Genomic DNA, 23833 nt, shown 5'->3' on the forward strand with positions numbered 1-23833 from the left:
CCGCCCCCGCATATGGTGTAAGTGACACGACATCATTGTAGGGGAGTGGTATTCTGTGCAGCAGCTCGTTATATGTTCAGCATGTGCGGTATTGGGTTCCGGCCTGATGTTTGCTTATGGCATTTGGCCGGAGTCGCTTTCCTTGCTGCTCGTGGCCATGGGCGTTGATTATTTGACCGGTGTTACCGCGGCGTTGATGGAGAAGAAGGGACTGAGCAGTCTGGTGGGGTCCTGGGGTCTCGCCAGGAAAGGCATCATGCTGCTGGTTATTCTGCTTGCTCACCGCATTGATATTTTGCTTGAGCTTGATAATATTGCAATGGGCGGCGCCATTTACTTCTACCTGGCTAATGAGCTGATTTCCATCACCGAGAACCTGGGCAGAATCGGTGTGCCGATGCCGGAGCGTTTGCGCGATCTCATCCAGGTGCTGAAGAACAAAAAAGATTAAAACCGTATAACTAATCCTTCTCATGGCCAGCCTTATAGGGCTGGCTTTTTTTGACCTTATAGAATGGATAAGTTTCATGCCTCTATATGTCGCCGCCAGAGGTAGGCGATAGCCGGCTCTTCTTACGTTGTTATCTCCTCCTTGCATAAGCGGGGCTCCTGAGCTATAATGGGAACAAATGTTCTTGTTTAATGGGATTGAGATATGGAGGGGTCCATGATGGCCATCGATATGAGCTCGCAGCCGACCGTTCAAATCGGCAAGGAGCTTGAATTAGTCAAACGTTATATTCTGCTTGGCATTCTGATGCTTATTCTTGATCATGATATTCGCGTCGTCGGCTCCGCGGCGACGAAGCTGCCCAGAGTGTACGAGTCGATGTTGCGCGGGCTGCAGGATCGTGTCATGCTGGAGCTGGCGGCTCTGCGCCGGCAATTTCGGGAAAGCGGGATTCACATCTATGAGGAGAAGCGGGGAGACGGCGGAATTACGACCAAATATATCTGCCAGGGTTATCATCATGAATTTTCGCTCCGCTGGACTTTTATCCGTGCCGAGACGGAGCGGCTTTTAAAGACGTACATGGTCAAATAACGTTCATCGTTTTGTCAAAAAACAAAAAAATTTTATCCCTTTGTGCAGTTTAAGGTTGAGAATAACGGACGATCTTAGGTAATATAGGGAGTAGACATTCTGATGACGAAGGGGAGCAAGGAGCAATGAAGTGGATTATGTTTATCATTTTCGCAGCAGCCTCACTTTTAGGCGTTTTTTTGCTGACAACCCAGCTTCCGGACAAACCTGTAGACGAAGCGGCCTCTCTGCCGCCTGGCACATCGCTCTTGAAGGTGGAAGCATCCAGTGATTTCGTTTATGACCAAAAAGAATACCATGTGAAAACAGGCGATAAAGTGATCCTGAAGCTTGTCAACAAAAGCGGGGTGCACGGATTGGCGATTCCCGAGCTGAATATTGACCTGCAGGGTGATAAATTGGAGCAAGAAGTTACGTTTGACAAACCCGGCACTTATGAATTGCACTGCTCCGTCATGTGCGGCGTAGGACATGCAGATATGAAATCCGTTATTATCGTGGGATAAACGGAAAAAAGGAGCCTCCAGGGCTCCTTTTTTTTGAAAAGATAAGCAATTTTGATTCCCATACCTTGCTTATCTTTCGAGGGGAATAACTTGCCTTGTCGCCGACAATAATGCCAGTCTTCTTGAATTCACGTTTGTTCAGGTTTGGCTCCGGCGTCTGTCCCGTGCGATCATCCAATCGCAGAACAGACCGATCAAGGCCCAGCTGATAATGGTCAGGATATACATGAAAATCACATTCAGCTGATGGATGTCCATGAACATGTCGGCGAACCAGCCCGGGACGCTGAACATGAAGAACACCATGTTATGGGGATCATATCCCGTATAGTTATAAAGGCATAAACCAATGCCAATCAAGGTTGCTACGGTCGTAACCGGATAACGCACAGATAATCAGCCCCTTTTTGCAAAAGAATTGCCGATGGACGGCAGCTTAGGTTATTATGTGACAAAAGGGGTTTCATCATGCGGTACATAACCCGTAATAAAAAAGGAGAGGTTTTGTCATGATTACGCATATTGTATTTTTCAAATTGAAGGACCGTTCGCCGGAAAGCATTGCCCGCACGGTAAAGGTGCTCAAAGATATGGAGGGCAAAATCGATGAGCTTCGGTCCATTGAAGTCGGCACCGATGTGCTGCATTCCGAGCGCTCCTATGACATTGCCCTGGTTACAAAAGTGGATTCCATGGAAGCGCTCGCGGCGTATCAGGTGCATCCCGTACATAAAAAAGTCATCGAGCATATAAGTGAAGTCAGGGAATCATCGGTGAGCGTCGACTACGAGAGCTAAGGCATCCGTATGGAGCTTGAAGCCCGGGATGGAAATAACTATTCGGCAACAACAAATGCAAAACAGGGCAGGGGCATGATAGCATGTACTATGTGAATCAGGAACAGATATCGGCCAGGCTGGACGTCATTCCGCAGCTTGTGGATGCGCTCGGCATGATTGCCGAGGGCTGGGATGGCGGACTGCTCGGCGGGCTTGCACAGGAGCGGGCGCTGCATTTGGCCATTGAGACAGTTACCGATATTGGGAGCTGTCTGATTGATGGATTCATTATGCGCGATGCCAGCAGTTACGAGGATATCATCGATATTATTGCGGGCGAGGGCGTATTCCCGGAGGATATCCATGGGACTCTGCTGGAGCTGGTTCGGCTGCGCAAGCCGCTGGTGCAGGATTATTACGAGTGGGACAGAGCTCGGCTGCATCCGCTGTCGCTTATCCTTCCGGGTATCCTGCAGCAATTTCAATCCGCAGTACAAACCTATCTGGCGAAGGAATTGGGCGCATAAATACAGGAATTCACGGCATCGGCAGGGAGCATGGACCCTGCCGGTGCTTTTTTTATTGACCGATATAGGTCCCGCGATTTACGAAAGGTTAAAAGTACGATACAATGACGCTATCTAACGTACGGAAATTGCAGCAAGAACCGTGCGGCGCGCAAGGTGGTGGTTAAGGTGGAACAGGATGGCGAATATTTTGCACAGCAGGAGCTGCCTGCCCGGCATGAGGGATCGACGCGCCAAACCGTCCTCCTGCTGCTGAAGACGAAGGGGCAGATGAAGGCCGGTGATCTGGCGAAGCACCTTCAAATTACAGAGATGGCCGTCAGGCGCCACTTGAGCACACTGGAACGGGACGGACTTATTAAGCTTTCTATTGTAAGACAGGCAATGGGAAGACCTTCCCACATCTATCGATTGACCGAGCAGGCGGAGCATCTGTTTCCCAAGAATTATCATGTGCTGGCAATGGATCTGCTCCAGGAGCTGGAGGACGATCCGGATACTGCCGCTTTGGTAGACCGTTTGTTCGAAGGACGCAAGCGCAAGCTGATCGAACGTTATGCGCTGCGTATGGAAGGCAAGAGCCTTCCTGAGAAGGTGACGGAGCTTGCGGCGATTCAGAATGACGGCGGTTATATGGTACAGCTGGAGCAGGATCAGGAAGGCTTCGTACTGCATGAATATAATTGTCCGATTGCCCAAGTGGCAAGCCGTTACCAGCAGGCCTGCCAATGCGAGCTGGCACTGTTCAGGCAGCTGCTGGACACGGATGTGGAAAGAACGGAATGCCTGGCCAAAGGCGGGAGCAAATGCAGCTACCGGATTTCCGGGGGCTGATACGACAAGTCCGCCTCGATCAGGTGAACCAAGAAAACTGCGGTTCAAAACAAACAAACACGGCAGCGACTGCCGTGTTTGTTTAATGATCAGAGGCTTCCTGTTCGTTGGAATAGAAATCCAGTTTATGATCGATCATCGATAGGAAGGACATGAGCTTATCCGCTTGAGCTTTAACCCGCGCCTTCTGTTTATGAAGCCTGTTCATCCGTTCTTCGATGGTTTCGCTTCCTTGGAGAGTGAGCTTGGCAAATTCCTTCATTTCGAGAATCGTCATGCCCGTGTCACGAAGACAGCAGGCAAATTTTAGCCATTCAATGTCTTCTTCTTCAAAAATCCGTATCCCGTTCTCACTGCGCTTGACAGCAGGAAGAATGCCCTCCTTTTCATAATACCGCAGGGTATGGATCGATAATCCGGTCTCCTCGGCAACTTGCCCGATTGTATAACTCATTTATAAATCCACCTTGTATTTTACGCCTATCATAGCGCTAGTCGGGCGTTTAGGAAAAGATTCCGGCGATGTGCCCGTTGAATGCCGTATCGTCCAATTCTTTTCTTAGCTTTAAAACCTCTTTTGCATCCTCGCCAACAATGTATCTCAATTGATTTGTACCGTCGGTTGCCGCCTCGTAGATGATTTCCGCAGCGTACTCCGGAGGAGATTGGATACCATTGCCCATTTTTCCGAAACCGGCCCCAGCTTTATTCAGAAATTCCTGATATTCCGTCAGCGACTCATCGTTAAAGAAATCCATGGATCTTCCGCCAAAGTCGGTTTTCACCATACCAGGCTCGATCAATTTGACCCGGATGTTTTGCGGAGCCAGCTCATAAGACAGCGATTCGGTAAAACCTTCAACTGCAAATTTGGCTGCGTGATAAAGCGTCATTGCAGGAAATGCCACTTTTCCGCCCATGGACGAAATATTGATAATGACTCCATCCTGCTTTGCTCTGAAATGCGGCAATAGCGCTTTTGTCATGCTCATTTAACCAAATACGTTGATGTCAAATTGTCTTTGGATTTGTTCATCGGCAGCGGCCTCGAAGATGCCCATCGTTCCGTAACCGGCATTATTAAGAAGAACATCGATCGAGCCAAAACGTTGTATGCCTTTTGCTACCGCCTCGTGAATCGTCTCTTTCTGCATCACGTCAAGCCTCGTCACCAGAACATTCTCTCTAAAGAAGTCAATCCGGTTTCAAGCTCGGGTGAACGCATGGTTGCGATAACATTCCAACCTTTATCAGCAAAATGCAGGGCCGCGGCTTTTCCGATTCCCGTCGATGTTCCTGTTATCAATATGGTTTTCAATAAAGTGTGCTTGGCATGTTGATTATTTGGACTGCAAACACATCATATCTTCTAGAGTGAACTCTAGGTCAATGGCTTTTTTATGATTTTCGAATTCTCATCTTTCTTTGTGTCAAGTCAAGCCCATGCTGCTTATACTGTGATTAGAAATGGGCATTAGTCTATTGCGCAGCAAAGGAGGACGGATCACGATGTTGAACCTTTGGCTGACTGCGGCCTTTGTTGCCGCGTTTGTGATGCTGGTGCTGGGCGTGCTTCTATGGCTGAGGTCTGTGGACCGCAAGCTGGATCAGCTGGTCTATGCGGCGAAGGCTATGGAACGCCATGCTCAAGAAGCTGCCGCACAGACCTGTCAGCTCATGGGAGCAGCCTCGGACACAGTCAGGACGCTGCAGCACCAGCTTGACGGAGCATCCAAACTGTTCGAATCCGTACGGCGGATCGGTGAAACGGCGGACCAGACGACAAAAGCAATCAGCAGCTTGTCCGGCGCTTTGTCGCAAACGACAGAGCGGTATGTGGAAAATGCTGGCGGCAAATACCAGCGGCATATTGCCGGCGCGCTGGATTTGGCTGAAGTCGGTTATAGTGCCTGGCAGTTCTGGCAGACAAAGCGCAAAGATAACAAAGATTCCTCTGCATGCACGGAGTATGGAGAAGGGCACGCTACTAAAAACAATCCTAAAAGGAGCGATTGAAATGGGTAAATTGAATCGGAGAAGCAGTTTTATGTTTGGCGCGGTTGCCGGAAGCATCCTCGGATCGGTTACAGCGCTTCTGCTTGCGCCAAAGGCCGGGAAGGAGCTGCGCCGGGATATTTCTGACGGCACACGGCAGGTAACGGACCGGACCGTAAGAGTAGTCACGCATGCCGGAGATTCCACAGCCCGCATTGTCAAGCAGGTGGGCAGCAAAGCAGCGATTCTGAGTGACAAGGCCAAGGATACAGCCGGCAATGTCATCGGCAGCATCAGCAGCTGGCGCGGATCCCGGAAGGATGAACTGCTGGAGGGTATTGATCTTCCGGAGTTCGATAATACCAAGGAAGCGTTGAAGGATACATTGGAGGAAGCCAAAGAGGAAATACAAACGATCCGCTAAAGTGTTTCCATATAGCAGATGCCGCATAAGGCGGCACAGCGAGGAGGGCAGGGCCGTCAAAGATGGCTCTGTCCTTTTTCCTGTTGTTGGACCTGCAGTGACTGGCGATGGCGCAAGCGGTATTCCGAGGGTGCCAGGCCATAGGTTTTGCGAAACTGTTTGGAGAAGTAGAGGGCATCCAGATAGCCCACGGAAGAAGCGATCTGATCAATGGACAAGTGATGCTGCCCGAGCAGCAGCTCGCGCGCCCGTTCCATACGGACCTTCAGCAAAAATTGCATAGGCGAAACGCCGGTTACCTGTTTGAACATTTTGGACAGGTGGGTACGGTGGTAGCCGAGTTTCCGCGACAAATCCTCAATGGAAATCTGCTGTGCGTATTGAAACGAAAGCCAGCGGACGGCCTGCTTGATCTGCCGCTCTATATCGGGAACAATGGTCAAGGAATTAAAGGCCAGCTTGCCTGCATTGCAGACTCCATATTCCTTAAGCAGGATACGCAGCAGGCCGCTTGCTTCCAGATCGGCCAGCTCCGGATACGGCGCCGTCTCCAGCGTATCCTTCATCCGGCGGTAGAGCTCCCGGAGAGGCCGCAGGTTATCGCTGTGAATAACAGGATTCAGCGGCGTTATGCCCATCGTCAGCAAAAGCGATTCCGCCATATGGCCTTTGAAGGCTACCCAGCGGTACGACCATGGTTCCTGGGCATCGGCGGTGTAGGAGAAAAGTACGTCCGGGAAGATGAAGAAGGTATCGCCTCTTGAGCATTCATACCGTAGGCCGTCGATTTCAAACACGCCCCGTCCGGAAAGAACGGTATGAACAAGATAATAATTATGAACCGAAGGACCGATCTGATGATTGGGAAAAGGCTTTCCCTCGCCTGCGAACAGGACGGATAATTCTCCATGCGCGGGAAGGGAATTGGACTTTGTCGATATTTTGTAATGATCCGCCATTGCAGCTCATTTCCTTTCAGGGAACAGTTTCATTTCAATCAGAAACAACTTCCCTAAGCGTATAATATAAAACTACATATGTCCATATTGATCACGCAATAATTCCTACTCAACCCTATGTTTTTTCATTTATAGTAGGGATAAGGCAATACATTAAACCGCTTTCTAAGGTTCTAGCTTCAGTCACCTATTCAAGGGAGGATACTCATGTCTAAAATTACGTTTCTTGGAGCAGGCAGTACCGTTTTTGCCAAAAATGTGCTCGGCGATTGCTTGAAAACGCCGGCGCTGCAAGGATTCGAAATCGCGCTGTTTGACATTAATCCGGAGCGGCTGTCCGATTCCGAAACCATGCTGAACCATATTAAAAACACGAGCGGCAGCACAAGCATCATCAAAGCCTATACGGATCGCAAGGAGGCGCTGCGCGGAGCCAAATATGTGGTCAATGCCATTCAAGTAGGCGGCTATGATCCTTGTACGATTACCGATTTTGAAATTCCCAAAAAATACGGTTTGCGCCAAACGATTGCCGACACCGTGGGCATCGGCGGGATCTTCCGCAATCTGCGCACCATTCCGGTTATGCTTGACTTTGCACGCGATATACAGGAAGTCTGTCCTGACGCGCTGTTCCTCAACTATACCAATCCGATGGCCGTTCTGACCAATGTCATGAACACCTACGGAGGGGTGGAAACGGTTGGCCTCTGCCATAGCGTACAGGCTTGCGTCAGCGGCTTGTTCGACAGCCTGGGCCTTGACAAGACGGGCGTAAAATCGAAAATCGCCGGCATTAATCATATGGCATGGCTGCTTGAGGTATCCAAGGATGGAGTCGACCTGTATCCGGAAATCAAACGCCGTGCGCGCGAGAAGCAGAACGAGAAGCATTGGGACATGGTCCGTTACGAAATGATGCTGAATTTCGGCTATTATATTACCGAATCCTCTGAGCATAACGCGGAATACCATCCATATTTCATCAAGAAAAGCTATCCGGAGCTGATTGACCGCTTCAATATCCCGCTTGACGAGTACCCACGCCGCTGTGTTGGCCAAATCAGCAAATGGCAGAAGCTCAAGGATGAACTGGTTCATAATCCGGAGCTGCATCATGAGCGCACGCATGAATACGCTTCTTATATTTTTGAAGCGATCGAGACGAATGTTCCCTTCAAAATTGGCGGCAATGTAATGAATACGGGCGGTCTGATCTCCAATCTGCCGCGCGAAGCCTGCGTCGAGGTGCCGTGTCTGGTTGACCGCAGCGGTGTGACTCCTACCTATGTCGGCGATTTGCCGCCGCAGCTGGCCGCGCTCAACCGTACGAATATCAATACCCAGCTGCTGACCATCGAAGCGGCGATCACGGGCAAGCGCGAGCATATCTATCATGCCGCGATGCTGGATCCGCATACCGGGGCCGAGCTGTCGATGGACGATATCCGCTCGATGTGCGACGATCTGATTGAAGCGCATGGCGACTGGCTGCCGAAATATAATTAATCCGAATCCATGCACAAGAACCGCCATCCTGTCAGGGGATTGGCGGTTTTTTTTGTTGCATGCAGCCGCCGGTCAACGGCTCCGGGTACTTTCGTTATTTCAACTATCCATTGCGTCTGCTGCACATCGGAACAGTCGAATAGGGACCTGCCCGTTCTTGAACCTTGTCCTATTTTAGGCTAAGATGAAGGTACCTTTTCAAACCCGCGTACATATTCTATTGATGTCTCTTAAAACGAACAAGAAAGCGGTGTGTCTGTGCAGCAACCGATAGCAATACTGGATTCCGGCGTAGGCGGCCTTACTGTAGCCAAGGAAGTCATGCGTCAGCTTCCACGTGAGAAAATCATATATTTCGGAGATACGGCCCGTACGCCTTATGGTCCCCGGCCAGCTGACGAAATAACGCGTTTTACGAGAGAAATTGTGGATTACTTGATTCAATATCGGCCTAAAATGATTGTCATCGCCTGCAATACGGCAACAGCGGTGGCCCTTGAGGATATCCGCTCGCGGGTAGCCGTTCCAGTCGTGGGGGTCATCCATCCCGGAGCGCGGGCAGCCAACAGCTCCACGCAAACGGGGGTTGTCGGCGTAATTGGTACGGAAGGCACGATAAGCAGCGGAGCATACGAGAACGCCCTTAAGCAGCTTTCGCCAACCATTGAGGTCGTCAGTCTGGCATGTCCCCGTTTTGTAACGTTGGTTGAGCAGGGGAATTTTCGCTCCGAAGAGACGTTCAACACGGTAAAAACTTCTCTGGGGTCTTTGCAAGCAGGGAATTTGGATACGCTCATCCTGGGCTGCACCCATTATCCGTTTCTGGCTGAAACCATAGGCGAGGTAATGGGCAAAGATGTGAGGCTGATCAGCTCCGACGGCGAGACGGCCCGGGAGATCAGCACCATCCTCCATGACCGCAACCGGCTGGAGCGCAGCGAGGATATGCCGGTGCATCAATTTTTCTGCAGCGGCGATCCGGTAATGTTCAAGAGGATTGCGCAGCAGTGGCTGGGCGAGCAAATCGAGCTCACTCCCATTGTATGGCAGGTCCCCCAGATTGCGAACCGGACTGTAGGTTGAAAATTCCAGGAAGATCCCTGCCAGAAGAATTGGTCTGGTGCGGGTCTTCTTTTTTTTTGGTTGATATTCTCATAGTCATGCGGGAAGTGGGGTGTGCATAGCATGGGTCTAAAGGAGCCATGTCAGCTTATGCCGTCCATATACTCGCGAGGAGGTTTAAAATATGCTCCCTTACATCGTCCAGCAAGGGGATACAGTGCTTCGAATTGCACGCAGGTTCGGGGTAAACAAGGAGTCGCTGCTCGCCGCAAATCCCCGGATAGCCGCTGCCCAGCAGCTGATTCCGGGCTTGCTGCTGTCTGTGCCTGCCCAGCATGAGACCGTTTATTGTGTTCAGCCCGGCGATTCGCTGCTGGGAATTGCCGGGCTTTTTTCCGCTGCTGTCCCCGGACTCGCCGCCGCTAATCCTCATCTGGATCTGAAGAAGCTGATCCCAGGTCAGCTGATAACCGTTCCGGCCCGGTCTTATGGCCGGATTGTCGATGCCAGAGCCGAATATGGCCATGCCGAGCTGCAAAGGGATCTGGATGCCCTGGAGAGTGAGTATCCTTTTCTGGAAAGGACTGTTATCGGATACAGTGTGCTCCATAAGCCTATTCATGCTGTTCGTCTTGGAGAAGGCCCCCGTAAAATTCAAATCAATGCGGCCATGCATGCCAACGAATGGATTACGGCTTCGCTGCTGATGAGCTTTGTGGAGGAGGCGGCCGATGCATGCGCTCATGGCAGGAATGTTGGCGGGGTGGATATACGCAAATTGATTCAGGGAGCTGAGGTCTGGTTTGTCCCGCTCGTGAATCCGGATGGCGTTGCACTGGTGCAGGAAGGGATGCGTCAGGATCACCCCTTTTTCTCTGAGCTCCTGCAGTGGAACCGGCAGTCGCAGCGCTTCGCCAAGTGGAAGGCCAATATACGCGGAGTGGATCTGAATGACCAATTTCCGGCCTTCTGGGAAGAAGAGGTGAGGCGGCGGGAAGCGTCAGGACCAGGTCCCCGCGACTATCCCGGTCCGGCCCCGTTGTCTGAGCCGGAAGCGCAGGCCTTGTACAGCTTCACGCAGGAACGGGAATTTGACATGGTAGTGGCCCTTCATACGCAGGGACAGGAAATTTATTGGAATTATCGCGGTTATGAGCCGGCGCAATCGGAGCGGATTGCCCGCAGGCTGGCAAAGGCTGCAGGCTATAAGCCGGTCAAGCTTGGCGGGAGCGATGCCGGCTTCAAGGATTGGTTCATACATGATTTCCGCAAGCCCGGCTTTACGGTAGAGGTGGGCCTGGGCAGCAATCCGCTGCCGATCGACTCCTTTCCGGATCTGTACGATGAACTCCGGCCGCTGCTGCTGGCTGCTGTGGAAGCTGTGGCGCAGGAGGAAATCTGAACTGGTCGGCGGCTCTTGATTCCGGTTCGGCAGGAGGACAGGGCCGCTTCTTTACTCCGATGCTCCAATGGACCCCGGCTTCTCCCGGATTCAAGGTCTTTTAGGAGCATGCTTGCGAGGCATAGTTGAAGGGGGAAGGCTTATTTGTTATAATGAATAGTAAATAGTAATTATTACTGAAAATTACAGAAAGCTGGTGGTTATGTTGAGCATACTGGATGAAGTTGGTGCGGCCAATCGACAGTTAATCGCCATGGGATACAAAGTAACGCGTCAGCGCGAAGCTACCTTGAGAGTATTATTTGAGAATGAGACCGATCATCTCAGTGCCGAGGAAGTTTTTATGCTGGTCAAGAAAAGCAATCCGGATATCGGCCTCGCTACGGTTTACCGGACGCTGGAGCTGCTGAATGAGCTGGATATTGTCGAGAAAATAAATTTTGGCGACGGTGTGGCGCGTTTTGATTTGCGCAGCAAGGATCACGAGCATATGCATCATCATCTGCTGTGCAGCGAATGCGGCGGAGTGAAAGAGATCAAGGACGACTGGCTGCAGGAGCTGGAAGAGCGGCTGGAGAAGGAATTTGGCTTCACGGTTTCCGATCACCGCCTGGAATTTACCGGGATTTATAAAAAATGCGCGAACAAGTCCTGCAAAAAAGAACGTAAAGCCGTATCCTGACAAGAAGCCTTTCCGGTGGGAGGCTTCTTTTTTTGTGTTATCCTTTTCTGATATTTTTGAAGAAGAACTAACATGCCGCCAAAAGGACAGTGAAGCCATTTCTTATATGTGCCTTAAATCGTTGATTTGCTGCACAAGCATAGATGCTTGCCATATGGTAAACTTATATACAGCAGCAAGAAGTTTGCTTCGGCGACTGACGGTGGACTCCACGTTTTGCGGCGGCCGTTCATTCTTCCGGTTTGCAGCCCTTAAGGGAGGTTCATGATGAAACTTTTATCGCTCCGCCATTGGCGTCATGTGTTTGTCCGTATTTACCGCCTGCTTGTCTCACGGGATGTGAAGCTGATCCATAAGCTGCTATACGTCGTTCCGGTGCTGCTTTATTGGGTGCTGCCCGATGTCATGCCGTTCTTACCGATCGATGACATTGCCGTGACGATGATTGCGGCGGAAGGCTACACGCGGTATATGGAACGCAAATATGGCGACCGGCTGAAGCCGTAAATGAGTGAACGATTGTAAAAAATAGCTGTCGTACATAGTTGAACAATCAGTCCGGTTTCTTTAAAATAGGAAAAGACATGCTTGATCATAAAGGAGATGCTTATCCCAATGAAATGCAAAATAACCCGCAATGCCGCGAAAATTTTACGCCAGGAGCTGGACAACCCTGAGAATGCAGGAAAGCTGCTCCGTGTCTACATTACTCACTCGCATGGCGACCATGCTCACTATGGCATGCGCATGGACGATGCCGGAGAGAATGACGAAATTGTAGAAACCGACAAGGACATAACGGTCGTGCTGGAGAAGAACGTGGAAATGCTCGACGGCGTTAAAATTGATTATCTGTATTTGCCTCAGGAAGGTTTTGTCATCACGAACCCGGTTAGAGGCAATCACGGCGACCACTAATCAGCAAGGCTGACAGGCAATGGGAGATTGGGGAGACAGACGAATGGCTAATGACATTCGCATTTGCGATAAATGCAAGCATATCCGCACAAAGACGATGCTGCCGAAGCTGGCGCAGATAGCGCCTGAGACAGAAGTGCGGGTAGCCTGCAAATCCTACTGCGGACCATGCTCGCGCTTTGCTTTTATTTTCATTAATGGCCGCTATATCACCGCGCCGACCGAGGATGAAGTGATTGAAAAAGCGCGCAAATATGTAAAATAAGATCATGCCGGCCATCCAGCCGGTGTGCATGAAAGGCAAACGTCATCTTAGGCTGTTGACGTTTGCTTTTTCGTTATGAGGGTAATTGATCCTTGTAATCATCGGACTTATTTGTGCTTGATTGCTTCCTCGTTGTAGAATGTTGTCAAGAGATGCTTAATTGATTTATTTTTTGCTTTGCAAAAACGCTGCAGGAGGCCGTATATGAACTCAAAGTACTTGGCGGGATTATCATTAGCCATTATGGCCGCCGGATTTCTGGTTACGTTATTTTTACCCGAGAATACGTTCGTTTTCCTGTTAAAGGGTGGCTTTGAAGCCGGATTGGTAGGGGGAATCGCCGACTGGTTTGCCGTCACTGCGCTGTTCCGCCACCCCTTCAGCATTCCCATTCCGCATACTGCGCTGCTGGTTAAGAATAAGAGCAGAATCATCCAGTCCCTGATCTCGGCGATGGAGAATGAACTGTTGAATAAAGAAAGCATCGAGAACAAGCTCAGCAAGCTTCATGTGCTGCGCATGGCTTCCACACAGCTGACCAAGCTGATGAGCAGGAAAAAAGCCAGAATTCAGATTCTCGATTTTCTGGTCCAGCTTATTGTCCGCCTTCCGCTGGAGAAAGCGGTCCCGGTTATTCAATCCTGGTTGGCGGCTTATCTGCTGAAGACGGATATGAAGGCTGTGGCGGAATCCGTGATCACCAAAGTCATGAACGACGGCTACGATGAGAAGGCGCTGGATTTTGTACTGGGCGAAGCGGCCAACTGGGCGGAGCGGCCCGAGACCGGCGTTATGCTGGGCAAGCTGGCGCTGGAGAAGCTGTCTGAGGTCAAGGCGGGCGGATTCATGGGCTTTGCGCTGCAGGCTTTCGGCGGACTGATGAATGAAGAGAAGCTCGGCTCGATTTTGCAGAATATGATTTCGAACGGGATCAAGGATCTGATGCTTAAGGAAAGTACATACCGGGAGCTAATCGTCCGGGAAATCCGGATCCAGCTGTTCCAGCTGGCCGATAACGACGAGAAGCTGAATGCAGCGAAGGAATGGGCGCTTGGCCGCATTGAAGGAGAGAGCGGAGAAGCGTTTCTGCAGGCGAGACTGGAAGATTTGCGGAACCTGGCCCTGGCCAGACTGGAGGAAGGGCGGGCAAATGGCGGACGATCGCTTTTCCGTGTCTACAGCGCCATCATTCGTCATCTGTCACAGGAACCCGAGAAGATTAATGAATGGGAAAACCGCCTGCTTGCGTATCTGATTCAATTGGTGGAATCCAACCATTTCCGCATCGGGCAGCTGGTGAAGGAAAATCTGGATCAGATGGACGATGCCGCATTGGTCAGCATGCTGGAGGAGAAGGTCGGTCAGGATCTCCAGTGGATCCGTGTGAATGGAGCGCTGTGCGGGTTTTTCGTCGGGATCATTTTGTCCTCCATCCAGTTGTTTACCTAGAGGCTTAAAAAGAAGCACCCGCATGGTCGCGAAGCTGATGAAAATCAGCCTTTGGACGGCGGGTGCTTTTTCAAACTTGCAGCAAGTATAAGTTTCACATTAAGGTCTCAGGGAAGAAACCTGCTTCAGCTGCCAGATGACGGCGAAGACGTTTCTTCTTATTTTTCAATATCAGGCTGCGAACGGAAATTTTTGATCAAATCATGCTCGATGACGCGATCGGACGCGATTAGCTCCTGACGGGCTTCTTCGGCTCCGCCCTTGCAGGCGGTGAGGGCAAGCGCTTGCCCTGTAGAGGCGTCCAGACACTTGGCATGTTCGGCTATAAAATCATCTGCCGGCATATAAAACACCTTGCCGTCGGTGTAACCGCCGTTTCGGAAAACGACTTTCTTACCCTCAAGCGGCTTGTCCGTAACAAGCGGCGTTCCCGCCATGGTTTTATCTGCAGAGGAAATCCCGAGCAAATGGAGGACGGTAGGCGTCAAATCCATCTGTCCGCCAACCTGGCTGTAGGTTCCGGCTTTGGCTCCATCCGGCAGATGAACGATCAAGGGTACCTGCTTCAGCACATTCATCCGGTCAAGCTCACTCAGCGGTTTGCCCAGAAACTTCTCGAAGGGTTCCCATTCCTTGATGGAATTGTCGTGGTCGCCATAGAACAGAAAAATCGATTTGTCCCATAAATGCTCGGCTTTAAGCCTGTTGACCAGATCGCCAAGCGAATCGTCGACATAGTGGGCAGCCTCCAGGTAGTCGCCGAATATCGTTCCTTTGAAATCCCCGACATCCAGCGTCTGCGTGCTTGCGGCAAGCTTGTAAGGGTGATGGCTGGACAAGGAGATCAGAAAGGAGTAAAACGGCTGCTGCTCGCTCAGCATCAGATCAACGGACTGCTGGAAGAACGAACGGTCCCCCAGCGACCAGCCCAAGGGCTCGTCGATCGTGTAGCTTTTCTTGCTGTAAAACTTGTCATAGCTCATCGTGCTGTACATCGCATTGCGGTTCCAGAAGCCGCCGTCGTATGCGTGAAATACGCCTGTCTCGTAGCCGTTATCCTTCAGCGTGGCAGACATGCTGTCGAAGGTGTTCTGCGCGAAGCGGATAAATACCGAGCCGCTCGGCAAAGGCTGAAGCGAAATATTGGCAGCCAGATCGGCATCGGATGTGCGGCCCTGGGCGGTTTGGTGATAGAAGTTTTTGAAGTACATGGACTCTTCAAGCAGTTTGTTCATATTCGGCGTAACTTCCTGGCCGTTTATCTTCTGGCCGATCAGGAAGTTCTGAAAGGCTTCCAGCTGGATCATGATGACATTGGCGCCCTTATAGCGTCCGAACATGCTGTCATCCTCAAGCTGCTTGCGGACATTGCCGCGATCCTCGAACCACTGCTTCGCTTCCTGGATTTGATCCTCCGGAAGCTTGTTGTCATGCAGCCAATGATCCTCCGCATACCGGTACAGGTCATATCCGTGGAAGCCGATGACGCCTGTCACATTGTACAGGGACATATTCCACCAGTTGCCGGTGAACAGTCCGACGGCCCAGGTGCGCTGCGCATAGGTGACGGGCACGAAGACGAGCGTAAGGCCGCTTGCAAAAATGATCAGGCTGAGCGAAAGACGGAGCATCATTTTGCGCAGCTTGCTTGGTCTGGCGAAGGATAATGCAATATCGCGCATGTGACGCTTGCGGAATATCGTGAAGATGGCTATAGGCACAATCAGCAGCCAGTCGATAAAAATCCAGATATCCGCCCAGCCCAGCAGAGAGGCGATGCTGTCGCCAAGCGAGCTTACTTGTCCGGCCTGGGTAAGCACCGGTATCGAGATCATATCCTGAAAATAGCGGAAATAAATCAAATCGGCATAAATGATGACCGTAAGCAGCATATTCAGCAGCACAAGAGCGATGATCCGGCCGCGCGGCGGAAGCCACAGCGTCCAGAAGCAGACCAACGCCAATGTACCCAGCGCCACCAGCACATCCTCCCCGTCCATGGCCATATTCGGAACATGCACGTAGCGGTCGAACAAAACCAGCTTAATCATCATCAAGGCGAAGAAAAGCACAAGATCCAGGCCTTTAAGCCGGGCAGCAAGCGCCATGCCTACTCTTCTCCGCCCGGTTGGCTGCAGCGGTTGAGCCATAACAAGGGTGTCCTTTCCTGTTTACAAAATGTTAATAATGTCTTTCCCATTATAGTACATTTCGTATCCAGATCAAGGAATCGAAAGACTTGGCCTTATGTTCGGAAAGGAGGCCGCGGCCCAAAATACTGATAAAGCGCGCATTCGATCCGGCCATTGTACAGCTTGCGCCTTTTGTCGGCATTGCGTCCAAAATAATGCTCCACCGACTTGGAAGGGCTAAGAGCGAAGAATGACCAGGTCGGCAGATACAGCGCCGTGTGGCCCAGCTCCCTCAGCGCTTTTTCCGCTTCCGAATCATCCCCGAGCCTCGAACCGTATGGCGGGTTCGTAATAATGCAGCCGTATTCGCCCTCCGGCTTCGCCTTGGACACAGGCAGCACGCTCAGCTTGATATCCCGGGCAAAACCGGCCTTCTTCACAGCCGCTTCCGCCACATCAATCGCGCCCGGATCGATGTCAGAGCCGGCAATCGACAAGGGGATATCGTCCTTCACCGAATCGAAGGCTTCCTCGCGGGCTGCTTCCCACAGCTCCTCGGGGATGAGCGGCCATTGGTCGCTGCTGAACGACCGGCGCAGTCCCGGAGCGATGTTCCAGGCAATCATGGCCGCTTCTATTGGGATTGTGCCTGACCCGCAGAACGGATCATACAGAGGCCGGTCAGGATGCCAGCGGCTGAGCAGCACCATTGCCGCCGCCATCGTTTCCTTGAGCGGAGCTTCCGTCACCAGCTTGCGGTAGCCGCGCTTATGGAGACTCGGACCTGTCGTATCCAGCGTAATGAGCGCCATATCATTCATCAATGAAACCTCGATCACATATTTGGCTCCGTCCTCGTGGAACCATTCCGTGCCGTAGGTTGCCTTCATTTTCTCCACAACCGCCTTCTTGACGATGCTCTGGCAGGCCGGCACGCTTGTCAGCTGCGACTTCTGAGAGCGGCCGTTCACCGGAAATTCGCCGTCCTCCGGTATCCAGTCCGCCCAATTAACCGCCTTCGTTCCTTCGAATAATTCCTCGAAGGTGCGCGCGGGATATTCCGCCATCTTTACAAGGACGCGGTCAGAGGTTCTCAGCCACAGGTTGGTGCGGCAAATGTCAGCCAGACCGCCGGTGAAATTCACGCGCCCGTTCTCCACCTGCACATCTTCATAGCCCAGATCCTTCAACTCGCGTGCAACGATCGCCTCAAGCCCCATGGGGGATGTCGCGATAAGCTGTAATTTTTCCAATGCAATCACTCCGATTCGCCTACTCCGGTTGTTTCCGGTCATTAAAAATCATACAATCAAGTATAGACATATGAAGGCGGCCTGACAAACTAAAACTCATGGTAGAGGAGAATGCATGGATGTCGACGGAACAATATGTGGAACAGCTGCTTGGCGAGGATGCCGATCTGGAGAGGGTACATAAGCAAATCCGCGAGCATGATATGCCTGAGATTTCCATTGCGCCGGGCTACGGCAAGCTGCTGACGATGCTGGTCCGCATGAAAGGCGCGCAGCAGGTTCTGGAAATTGGCGCGCTTGGCGGATACAGCGGCATATGCCTGGCAAGAGGGCTCAAGGATGGAGGCAAGCTGACCTCGCTTGAGCTGAAGCAAAGCTACGCGGATGTGGCAAGAAGCAGCCTTGAAGCGGCAGGCCTCGGTGACCGTGTCGATTACCGGATCGGGGATGCCAAGGAGAGCCTTGCGCTGCTTGTCCAGGAGGGGCGCACCTTCGATTTCTTCTTTATCGATGCGGACAAGGAAAGCTATCCGGTCTATCTCGATTATGCCATCAAGCTGGCCAATCCGGGAGCTGTTATTACCGGCGATAACGCACTCATGCATGGCAAGACGATCGATCCGGAGCGGACGGGGCCGGCTGTGGTGGCGATGCGCCAATTTAACGAGCGGATGCTGAGCGATGAGAGATTGATCGGTACCTTGCTGCCCGCTTATGACGGATTGGCAGTGGCGGTTGTGAAGTAGAAGCTCTTGACCGAGCTGATGTTTATGCCGGATGAACGAGATTATAACAAAAACGGACTTCCCTCTATCGGGATGTCCGTTTTTTTATACTATGATTGCATATCCGCTTTCCTGACAGCCTGCCGGCAACCCTCATGATTTATTGTTTGCTGTGCGTTTGCGGGCCAGGGTGCTGCGCACCCAGACCGCATTGATGAGAAACAGAACGGATGAAGTGATAAAGACGCCGCCAATGCCGATCCAGCCCGATATCACGCCTCCGACAAGCGGGCCGAACATATTGCCCAGGCTGAGAGTGCTGGTGTTGAAGCTGTAGGCGCGTCCCTCCATTCCGTCGGGGGTAAATTTACGGATCAGGGAGTTCACGGACGGGATCAGCCCTCCGAGGAATGCCCCCTGCAGAAAGCGGAAAATAAGCAGCTGCCATACATGTGTGGCCATCGCTTGGGGGATGAACATGACCGCCGCGCCAATCAGCGAGACGGCAAGAATCCGCTCCTGCCCGATCCGGTCGCTCAGCCTGCCCAGCAGCGGGGAAGCGACCATATTGGACATGCCGGCCGCTGCGCTGACAAGTCCAGCCCAGAACGCAACGTTGACGTCGCTTCCATGCAGCTGCTGGACGTACAGAGGAAGCAGCGGCATAGGCCCGACCATGGCGAACTGGATCAGAAAGGTTACGGCAAACAGCGAGGTCAGCTGGGGAATCCGGCCCAATTGACGGAATCCTTCAAGTACCGATACATTAGGCCTTGCAGCCGCCTGCTTGTGATCGAAGCTTTCCTTTACGACGAGCATGGCAAGCGTTGAAGCCATAAACAGCAGCGTGCCGGTCAAATAAAAGATCGGGCGGAAGCCGATTTGATCGGCGAGAAGGCCGCCCAGCAGGGGACCGAGCATCGTGCCGGCAATGCCCCCGGACTGCAGCGTGCCCATGGCAAAGCCTGTCCGGTCCTTGGGCGTTGTAGCCGATATCAGGGAGATTGCAGCCGGGTTGAAACCGGATATGGTGCCGTTGATCATCCGCAGCACCAGCAGATGCCAGGGGGCGGTTGCGAAGCCCATCAGCACGATGACAACCGCCATCCCGAATCCGGAGCGAAGCAGCATAACCTTGCGTCCGTAGCGGTCGGACAGCTTGCCCCAGAGGGGCTGAAACAGAAAGGCGGTGACGAAATTGCCGGCGAAAATAATGCCCGCCCAGGTGGCGATTTCATGCGGATCCGTAAGTCCGATGCCATCCGACTGCAAGTAAAGGGACATAAACGGAATGATCATGGTCATTCCGGCCATGACAAGGAACTGTCCCACCCACAGGACAGCCAGATTCTTCTTCCACTGCTCCATAATGACTGTTTTCTCCTAACCTTTGCTTATTCTGAACACAATAGGTTAAGTATAGCATAACAAGCAAGCCGCAAATCCTGACTTTGCAGCAATTATTTTGCCGCCAATGGACGGCAAAGCCGGTTCTTCCTATAGAGTGAAATCCGTCATTTGTCATATAGTTGTCATTGAAAGAAGAGAGAGGGCGGTTGTTACGCTTCATCAAAAAGGGCATAATGGTAACGTAGAGAATCCGATAGAAATGGGGAACGTCAATGAGCTACAACGATCGGTTCATCCGGGCAAGCAGGAGAGAACAAGTCGATCGCGTACCCGTCTGGTATATGCGACAAGCGGGACGCTATGATCCCGAATACCGTAAAATAAAAGAAAAATACTCGCTGCTTGAAATTTGCAGTCAGCCGGAGCTTGCTGCTGAAGTGACGATGATGCCGGTAAGAAAGCTTGGCGTGGATGCGGCCATTCTGTATTCCGATATTATGAATCCGGTGGCGTCGATCGGCATCGACTTTGATATTGTTCCGAATGTGGGACCCGTTATTGCCAATCCCATTCAATCTGCAGCTGACGTGGCGAAGCTCAGGCCCATCGATGTCGAGGGCGACCTGTCCCATATCCTGGAGACGATCCGCATTCTGGACCGTGAGCTTGATGTGCCTCTGATCACTTTCGCAGGCGCGCCTTTCACCATAGCCAGCTATTTAATAGAAGGACGTCCGTCCAAGTCGTATATCCGCACCAAGACGCTGATGTACAGCCAGCCCGAGATATGGCATCAGCTGATGTACAAGCTGGGCGATATGGTTATCGCTTATGCCCGTGCCCACATGGCAGCGGGAGGCAAGGCGTTCCAATTGTTCGACAGCTGGGTCGGAGCCCTTGCTCCCCACGACTTCCGGCAGTTTGTTTTGCCGACTATCGAGCGGATCTTTACAGAGCTGTCTGACTTGAAGCAGCCCAAAATTTATTATCCCGGCGTGGCCTCCGGCGAACTGCTTCCGACTCTTGGAAAGCTGAAAACCGATGTCATCGGACTGGACTGGCGCGTGTCGATAACCGAAGGTCGCCGCCGCATCGGCGGTTCTTATGCGGTTCAGGGAAATCTGGACCCGTATGTGCTGACAGCGCCGATGGATGTTATTCAATCCCATGCCAAGCAGATTATCGACGAGGGAATACGGCAGCCCGGATTTATTTTCAACCTGGGGCATGGCTTGTTTCCCGAAGCATCGCTTGATAAGCTGCGCGAGCTGACTTCCTATATTCATGATTATTCGGCCGAGGCGATTGCTGCGGCAGGGGAGCAGAAGGAGGCGCGCCATGTCTGAGCGTAAAATCGGTGTGCTTGTCATGTCCTATGGAACGCCTGAAAGTCTGGACGGTATCGAGGAGTACTATACGCATATCCGCAGGGGGAATCCCCCTACGCCGGAGCAGCTGGCTGATCTGAGCGGCCGCTATGAAGCGATCGTGGGCGGGTTCTTCCCGCTTCGGGAGAATACGAACCGCCAGGTCGCCGGCATACAGGACAAGCTGGATACCTTCGCGCCGGGTCGTTATAAGTGCTACCAAGGCCTGAAGCATGCCCGTCCCTATATTGAGGATGGAGTCGCCAATATGGCTGCAGACGGCGTCCGTGAGGCGATTGGCATTGTTCTGACGCCGCATTATTCCATCATGAGCGTGGGCGGCTATGTGGAACGCGCCAGGAAAAAGGCGGAAGAGCTCGGCATCGAGATGAATTTTGTGGAGAGCTATCATATGCATCCCAAGCTGCTTGAGGCATTGATCAGCCGTGTGAAAACGGGCTTGGGCCCTTTTGATGTCTCCAAGCCGGTTAAGGTTCTGTTCAGCGCCCACAGCCTGCCGGTCAGGATAAGGGAGATGAATGACCCCTATGAGGCTCAACTTCTTGAGACCTCTGCTGCGGTCGCTGAAGGGGCGGGCGCTTCGGACTGGAGCTTTACGTGGCAGAGCGCAGGCCGCACGCGCGAGCCGTGGCTGGGTCCCGATATTCTGGAGACGCTCAAGGAAGTGGCCGGAAGCGGCTATATACAGGTATTGTCGGCTCCGATAGGTTTTGTTTCCGATCATCTGGAGGTTCTATATGATCTGGACATTGAAGCGATTGAGGCTGCCAAGCAGCTGGGCATTGATTTTGCCCGCATTGAAATGCTGAATACCGATCCGTTATATATGGAAACCTTGGCGGAAACCATCATTTCACAGGATCAGTGGCAGCAGGCATAATGCATAACACAGGGCAGAGGAGATGAACGACATGCGGGGAAACGGACAACCTGATCGGTTAGTCGTCATTGGCGGCGGGATCAGCGGACTGAGCTCCGCTTTTTATTTGCTTAGGGAAGCGGAGAAGCGCGGACGCGACATACAAATTACGATTGTTGATCCGGCCGGAAGGCTGGGCGGGAAGATCAACACTTTGAAGCGGGATGACTTCGTAATCGAGCGGGGACCGGATTCATTCCTGGCCCGCAAGAACGCGATTATCGATCTGGCTTGGGATCTGGGGATCGAGCAGGAGCTGGTCGGTACCAATCCGGCGGCCAAAAAAAGCTATATTCTTCATAAGGGCAAGCTGCATCCCATGCCCCCGGGGCTTGTGCTGGGCATACCGACAGAAATTTCCCCATTTCTCAAATCAGGGCTGATCTCATGGGGAGGCAAGCTGCGGGCGCTGCTCGATTTTGTGCTGCCTGCCCGCAAGGAGGAGTCGGACGAAGCGCTTGGTGATTTCCTGTCGCGCCGGCTGGGCGATCAAATGATGGAACGCGTGGCGGAGCCGCTTCTGGCCGGGATTTATGCGGGTGATTTGCGCAAGCTGAGCCTTCAGGCGACATTCCCGCAATTTCGCGATGCCGAGCGCAAGCATCGCAGTCTGATTCGCGGCATGAGTGCGAACAGGCGCCTGGCCCCAGCCGTCGCGGCCAGCGCAAGCCGCCTTCCGGCTTCTGTACGCGGCAGCATGTTCCTGACCTTCAAGGGTGGATTAACGACAATGATTGAAGCCCTTGATCATGCGCTGTCAGGAGCAGAGCGCAGGATTGGCGTCAAGGCTGCAGCCTTTCGGCCGAATGATCCCGATGAGCATGAGGAATCCGGCAGGAATGCAGAGACGGAGCCGGAAGCGGGGCAGACAGACGGACAAGCCCAACCCTGGGCTCCATATGACATCCTGCTAAGCGATGGTGAAATTATTCAAGCCGATGGCATTGTCATCACAGCGCCAGCATATGATGCGGCAGAGCTGCTGGAACCCCATATGGATACGCAGGCGCTGCGGGCGATCAATTATGTCTCTGTCGCCAATGTGGTTATGGCGTTTAACAAACGGGATATTGCTGAGGATTTTAACGGGTCCGGTTTTGTCATTCCACGCTCCGAAGGAACGACCATAACAGCCTGTACCTGGACTTCGACGAAGTGGCTTCATTCCAGCCCGGACGATAAGGTGCTGCTGCGCTGTTATATCGGCCGTTCTGGAGATGAAGAGGTTGTCGATTTGCCTGATTCCCAGCTTGAGGATGCGGTCCGGCGTGACATACGCGATATTATGGGTATCACGGCCGTGCCGTTGTTTACGGAAATCACCAGGCTGCATAAGTCTATGCCGCAGTATCCGGTCGGGCATGTGCAGCAAATTGCCGCGCTGCGGGCAAGGATGAGCGCAAAGCTGCCGGGTGTGTGGGTCACGGGAGCTGCTTTCGATGGCGTAGGACTGCCTGACTGCATCCGTCAGGGCAGGGAAGCAGCGTCCCGCGTGTATGATGCGATTACCAAGCGCAAGTAATTAAAAAATATCCTCGGACATGATCAAATAATTAACTCCAGCAAGGAAAAACCTTATTACACTCGCTATAGCTCTGGCTACAGACCGTCTAAGCCGGAAAAACCTTGCTGCAGCGCAGATGGTTTTGATTAGTTCATGCTGTTCATTAAGCGAGGATGGTCTTCCTGCAGAAGCTTTCTTTTCAACAG

27 protein-coding genes and 1 pseudogene are annotated in these 23833 nt (G+C 52.3%); 20 read left to right on the plus strand and 8 right to left on the minus strand.

The window, feature by feature from the left end; genetic code table 11:
* Positions 1-55: 55 nt before the first annotated feature.
* The 3 genes from AC0YNV_RS01000 (at position 56) to AC0YNV_RS01010 (ending at position 1551) form a co-directional block, all read left to right on the plus strand.
* Complete coding sequence (locus AC0YNV_RS01000; protein ID WP_475765112.1) at positions 56-451, plus strand: phage holin family protein; 396 nt, start codon at positions 56-58, stop codon at positions 449-451.
* 216 nt (positions 452-667) lie between these two features.
* Entirely contained in the window at positions 668-1045 is a 378-nt protein-coding gene (locus AC0YNV_RS01005) for a YhjD family protein (protein ID WP_475765114.1), read from the plus strand.
* A 125-nt stretch (positions 1046-1170) separates the two neighbouring features.
* Positions 1171-1551, plus strand: coding sequence for a cupredoxin domain-containing protein (locus tag AC0YNV_RS01010; protein WP_210037597.1), 381 nt, complete (start codon positions 1171-1173; stop codon positions 1549-1551).
* Between the two features lie 138 nt (positions 1552-1689).
* On the opposite strand, the gene AC0YNV_RS01015 is transcribed toward AC0YNV_RS01010, so the two are convergent.
* Entirely contained in the window at positions 1690-1941 is a 252-nt protein-coding gene (locus AC0YNV_RS01015) for a hypothetical protein (protein ID WP_475765116.1), read from the minus strand.
* A gap of 119 nt (positions 1942-2060) precedes the next feature.
* Between AC0YNV_RS01015 and AC0YNV_RS01020 the strand changes: the two genes are divergently transcribed.
* The 3 genes from AC0YNV_RS01020 to AC0YNV_RS01030 all read left to right on the plus strand — a co-directional run bounded on the left by AC0YNV_RS01020 (position 2061) and on the right by AC0YNV_RS01030 (position 3691).
* The gene (locus tag AC0YNV_RS01020) at positions 2061-2348 is read left to right on the plus strand and encodes a Dabb family protein (RefSeq protein WP_210037599.1); all 288 of its coding nucleotides are present in this window, start codon (positions 2061-2063) and stop codon (positions 2346-2348) included.
* Positions 2349-2431: 83 nt separating this feature from the next.
* The gene (locus tag AC0YNV_RS01025; RefSeq protein WP_210037600.1) at positions 2432-2857 is read left to right on the plus strand and encodes a DUF86 domain-containing protein; all 426 of its coding nucleotides are present in this window, start codon (positions 2432-2434) and stop codon (positions 2855-2857) included.
* A gap of 168 nt (positions 2858-3025) precedes the next feature.
* Positions 3026-3691, plus strand: coding sequence for a helix-turn-helix transcriptional regulator (locus AC0YNV_RS01030; RefSeq protein ID WP_379112744.1), 666 nt, complete (start codon positions 3026-3028; stop codon positions 3689-3691).
* Positions 3692-3773: 82 nt separating this feature from the next.
* On the opposite strand, the gene AC0YNV_RS01035 is transcribed toward AC0YNV_RS01030, so the two are convergent.
* From AC0YNV_RS01035 to AC0YNV_RS01045, 3 genes and pseudogenes are all read right to left on the minus strand, one after another.
* Positions 3774-4145 (minus strand): MerR family transcriptional regulator, encoded by a 372-nt coding sequence (locus AC0YNV_RS01035; protein ID WP_475765119.1) that lies wholly within the window; start codon positions 4143-4145, stop codon positions 3774-3776.
* A 49-nt stretch (positions 4146-4194) separates the two neighbouring features.
* Positions 4195-4845 (minus strand): annotated as a pseudogene (locus AC0YNV_RS01040) (SDR family NAD(P)-dependent oxidoreductase).
* Between the two features lie 14 nt (positions 4846-4859).
* Positions 4860-5009 carry an SDR family NAD(P)-dependent oxidoreductase gene (locus tag AC0YNV_RS01045; protein WP_475765121.1) on the minus strand — a complete coding sequence of 50 codons (150 nt, stop codon included), beginning with the start codon at positions 5007-5009 and terminating at the stop codon, positions 4860-4862.
* Between the two features lie 191 nt (positions 5010-5200).
* Between AC0YNV_RS01045 and AC0YNV_RS01050 the strand changes: the two genes are divergently transcribed.
* Both AC0YNV_RS01050 and AC0YNV_RS01055 read left to right on the plus strand, forming a co-directional pair.
* Positions 5201-5707, plus strand: a complete 507-nt coding sequence (locus AC0YNV_RS01050) for a DUF948 domain-containing protein (RefSeq protein WP_475765124.1) — start codon at positions 5201-5203, stop codon at positions 5705-5707.
* 1 nt (position 5708) lies between these two features.
* Positions 5709-6110 carry a YtxH domain-containing protein gene (locus AC0YNV_RS01055; RefSeq protein WP_475765126.1) on the plus strand — a complete coding sequence of 134 codons (402 nt, stop codon included), beginning with the start codon at positions 5709-5711 and terminating at the stop codon, positions 6108-6110.
* A 56-nt stretch (positions 6111-6166) separates the two neighbouring features.
* On the opposite strand, the gene AC0YNV_RS01060 is transcribed toward AC0YNV_RS01055, so the two are convergent.
* Positions 6167-7069, minus strand: coding sequence for an AraC family transcriptional regulator (locus tag AC0YNV_RS01060; protein ID WP_475765128.1), 903 nt, complete (start codon positions 7067-7069; stop codon positions 6167-6169).
* Positions 7070-7276: 207 nt separating this feature from the next.
* Between AC0YNV_RS01060 and melA the strand changes: the two genes are divergently transcribed.
* The 8 genes from melA to AC0YNV_RS01100 all read left to right on the plus strand — a co-directional run bounded on the left by melA (position 7277) and on the right by AC0YNV_RS01100 (position 14356).
* A complete protein-coding gene (gene melA, locus AC0YNV_RS01065) occupies positions 7277-8578 on the plus strand; it encodes an alpha-galactosidase (protein ID WP_475765130.1) in 1302 nt (433 codons plus the stop codon).
* A gap of 258 nt (positions 8579-8836) precedes the next feature.
* Positions 8837-9661 (plus strand): glutamate racemase, encoded by an 825-nt coding sequence (gene racE / locus AC0YNV_RS01070; RefSeq protein WP_475765132.1) that lies wholly within the window; start codon positions 8837-8839, stop codon positions 9659-9661.
* A 163-nt stretch (positions 9662-9824) separates the two neighbouring features.
* Positions 9825-11042, plus strand: coding sequence for a M14 family zinc carboxypeptidase (locus AC0YNV_RS01075; RefSeq protein ID WP_475765134.1), 1218 nt, complete (start codon positions 9825-9827; stop codon positions 11040-11042).
* Positions 11043-11244: 202 nt separating this feature from the next.
* Complete coding sequence (gene fur, locus AC0YNV_RS01080) at positions 11245-11724, plus strand: ferric iron uptake transcriptional regulator (RefSeq protein ID WP_475765136.1); 480 nt, start codon at positions 11245-11247, stop codon at positions 11722-11724.
* 264 nt (positions 11725-11988) lie between these two features.
* Positions 11989-12231, plus strand: coding sequence for a hypothetical protein (locus AC0YNV_RS01085; RefSeq protein WP_475765138.1), 243 nt, complete (start codon positions 11989-11991; stop codon positions 12229-12231).
* 108 nt (positions 12232-12339) lie between these two features.
* On the plus strand, positions 12340-12642 hold the full coding sequence (locus AC0YNV_RS01090; protein WP_210037611.1) for an iron-sulfur cluster assembly accessory protein: 303 nt from the start codon (positions 12340-12342) through the stop codon (positions 12640-12642).
* Between the two features lie 43 nt (positions 12643-12685).
* The gene (locus AC0YNV_RS01095; RefSeq protein ID WP_210037612.1) at positions 12686-12907 is read left to right on the plus strand and encodes a YuzB family protein; all 222 of its coding nucleotides are present in this window, start codon (positions 12686-12688) and stop codon (positions 12905-12907) included.
* 204 nt (positions 12908-13111) lie between these two features.
* Positions 13112-14356, plus strand: a complete 1245-nt coding sequence (locus AC0YNV_RS01100; RefSeq protein ID WP_475765141.1) for a DUF445 domain-containing protein — start codon at positions 13112-13114, stop codon at positions 14354-14356.
* A 158-nt stretch (positions 14357-14514) separates the two neighbouring features.
* On the opposite strand, the gene AC0YNV_RS01105 is transcribed toward AC0YNV_RS01100, so the two are convergent.
* The gene (locus AC0YNV_RS01105) at positions 14515-16506 is read right to left on the minus strand and encodes an LTA synthase family protein (RefSeq protein WP_475765144.1); all 1992 of its coding nucleotides are present in this window, start codon (positions 16504-16506) and stop codon (positions 14515-14517) included.
* 95 nt (positions 16507-16601) lie between these two features.
* Positions 16602-17741 carry a THUMP domain-containing class I SAM-dependent RNA methyltransferase gene (locus AC0YNV_RS01110; RefSeq protein ID WP_475765146.1) on the minus strand — a complete coding sequence of 380 codons (1140 nt, stop codon included), beginning with the start codon at positions 17739-17741 and terminating at the stop codon, positions 16602-16604.
* 119 nt (positions 17742-17860) lie between these two features.
* On the opposite strand from AC0YNV_RS01110, the gene AC0YNV_RS01115 reads away from it, so the two are divergent.
* A complete protein-coding gene (locus tag AC0YNV_RS01115) occupies positions 17861-18487 on the plus strand; it encodes an O-methyltransferase (RefSeq protein ID WP_210037616.1) in 627 nt (208 codons plus the stop codon).
* 132 nt (positions 18488-18619) lie between these two features.
* Here AC0YNV_RS01115 and AC0YNV_RS01120 read toward each other — a convergent pair whose 3' ends face one another.
* Positions 18620-19834, minus strand: coding sequence for an MFS transporter (locus AC0YNV_RS01120; protein WP_475765149.1), 1215 nt, complete (start codon positions 19832-19834; stop codon positions 18620-18622).
* Between the two features lie 254 nt (positions 19835-20088).
* On the opposite strand from AC0YNV_RS01120, the gene hemE reads away from it, so the two are divergent.
* From hemE to hemG, 3 genes are read left to right on the plus strand one after another with little or no spacing between them, the layout of a single operon-like run.
* Positions 20089-21162 carry a uroporphyrinogen decarboxylase gene (gene hemE / locus AC0YNV_RS01125; RefSeq protein WP_475765151.1) on the plus strand — a complete coding sequence of 358 codons (1074 nt, stop codon included), beginning with the start codon at positions 20089-20091 and terminating at the stop codon, positions 21160-21162.
* Positions 21155-22084, plus strand: a complete 930-nt coding sequence (gene hemH, locus AC0YNV_RS01130) for a ferrochelatase (RefSeq protein ID WP_475765153.1) — start codon at positions 21155-21157, stop codon at positions 22082-22084. Before hemE ends, hemH begins: the two co-directional genes overlap by 8 nt.
* A gap of 31 nt (positions 22085-22115) precedes the next feature.
* Complete coding sequence (hemG, locus tag AC0YNV_RS01135; protein WP_475765155.1) at positions 22116-23645, plus strand: protoporphyrinogen oxidase; 1530 nt, start codon at positions 22116-22118, stop codon at positions 23643-23645.
* The last annotated feature ends 188 nt before the right edge of the window (positions 23646-23833 follow it).

This window comes from Paenibacillus sp. JT31N11 (genome assembly GCF_056269285.1).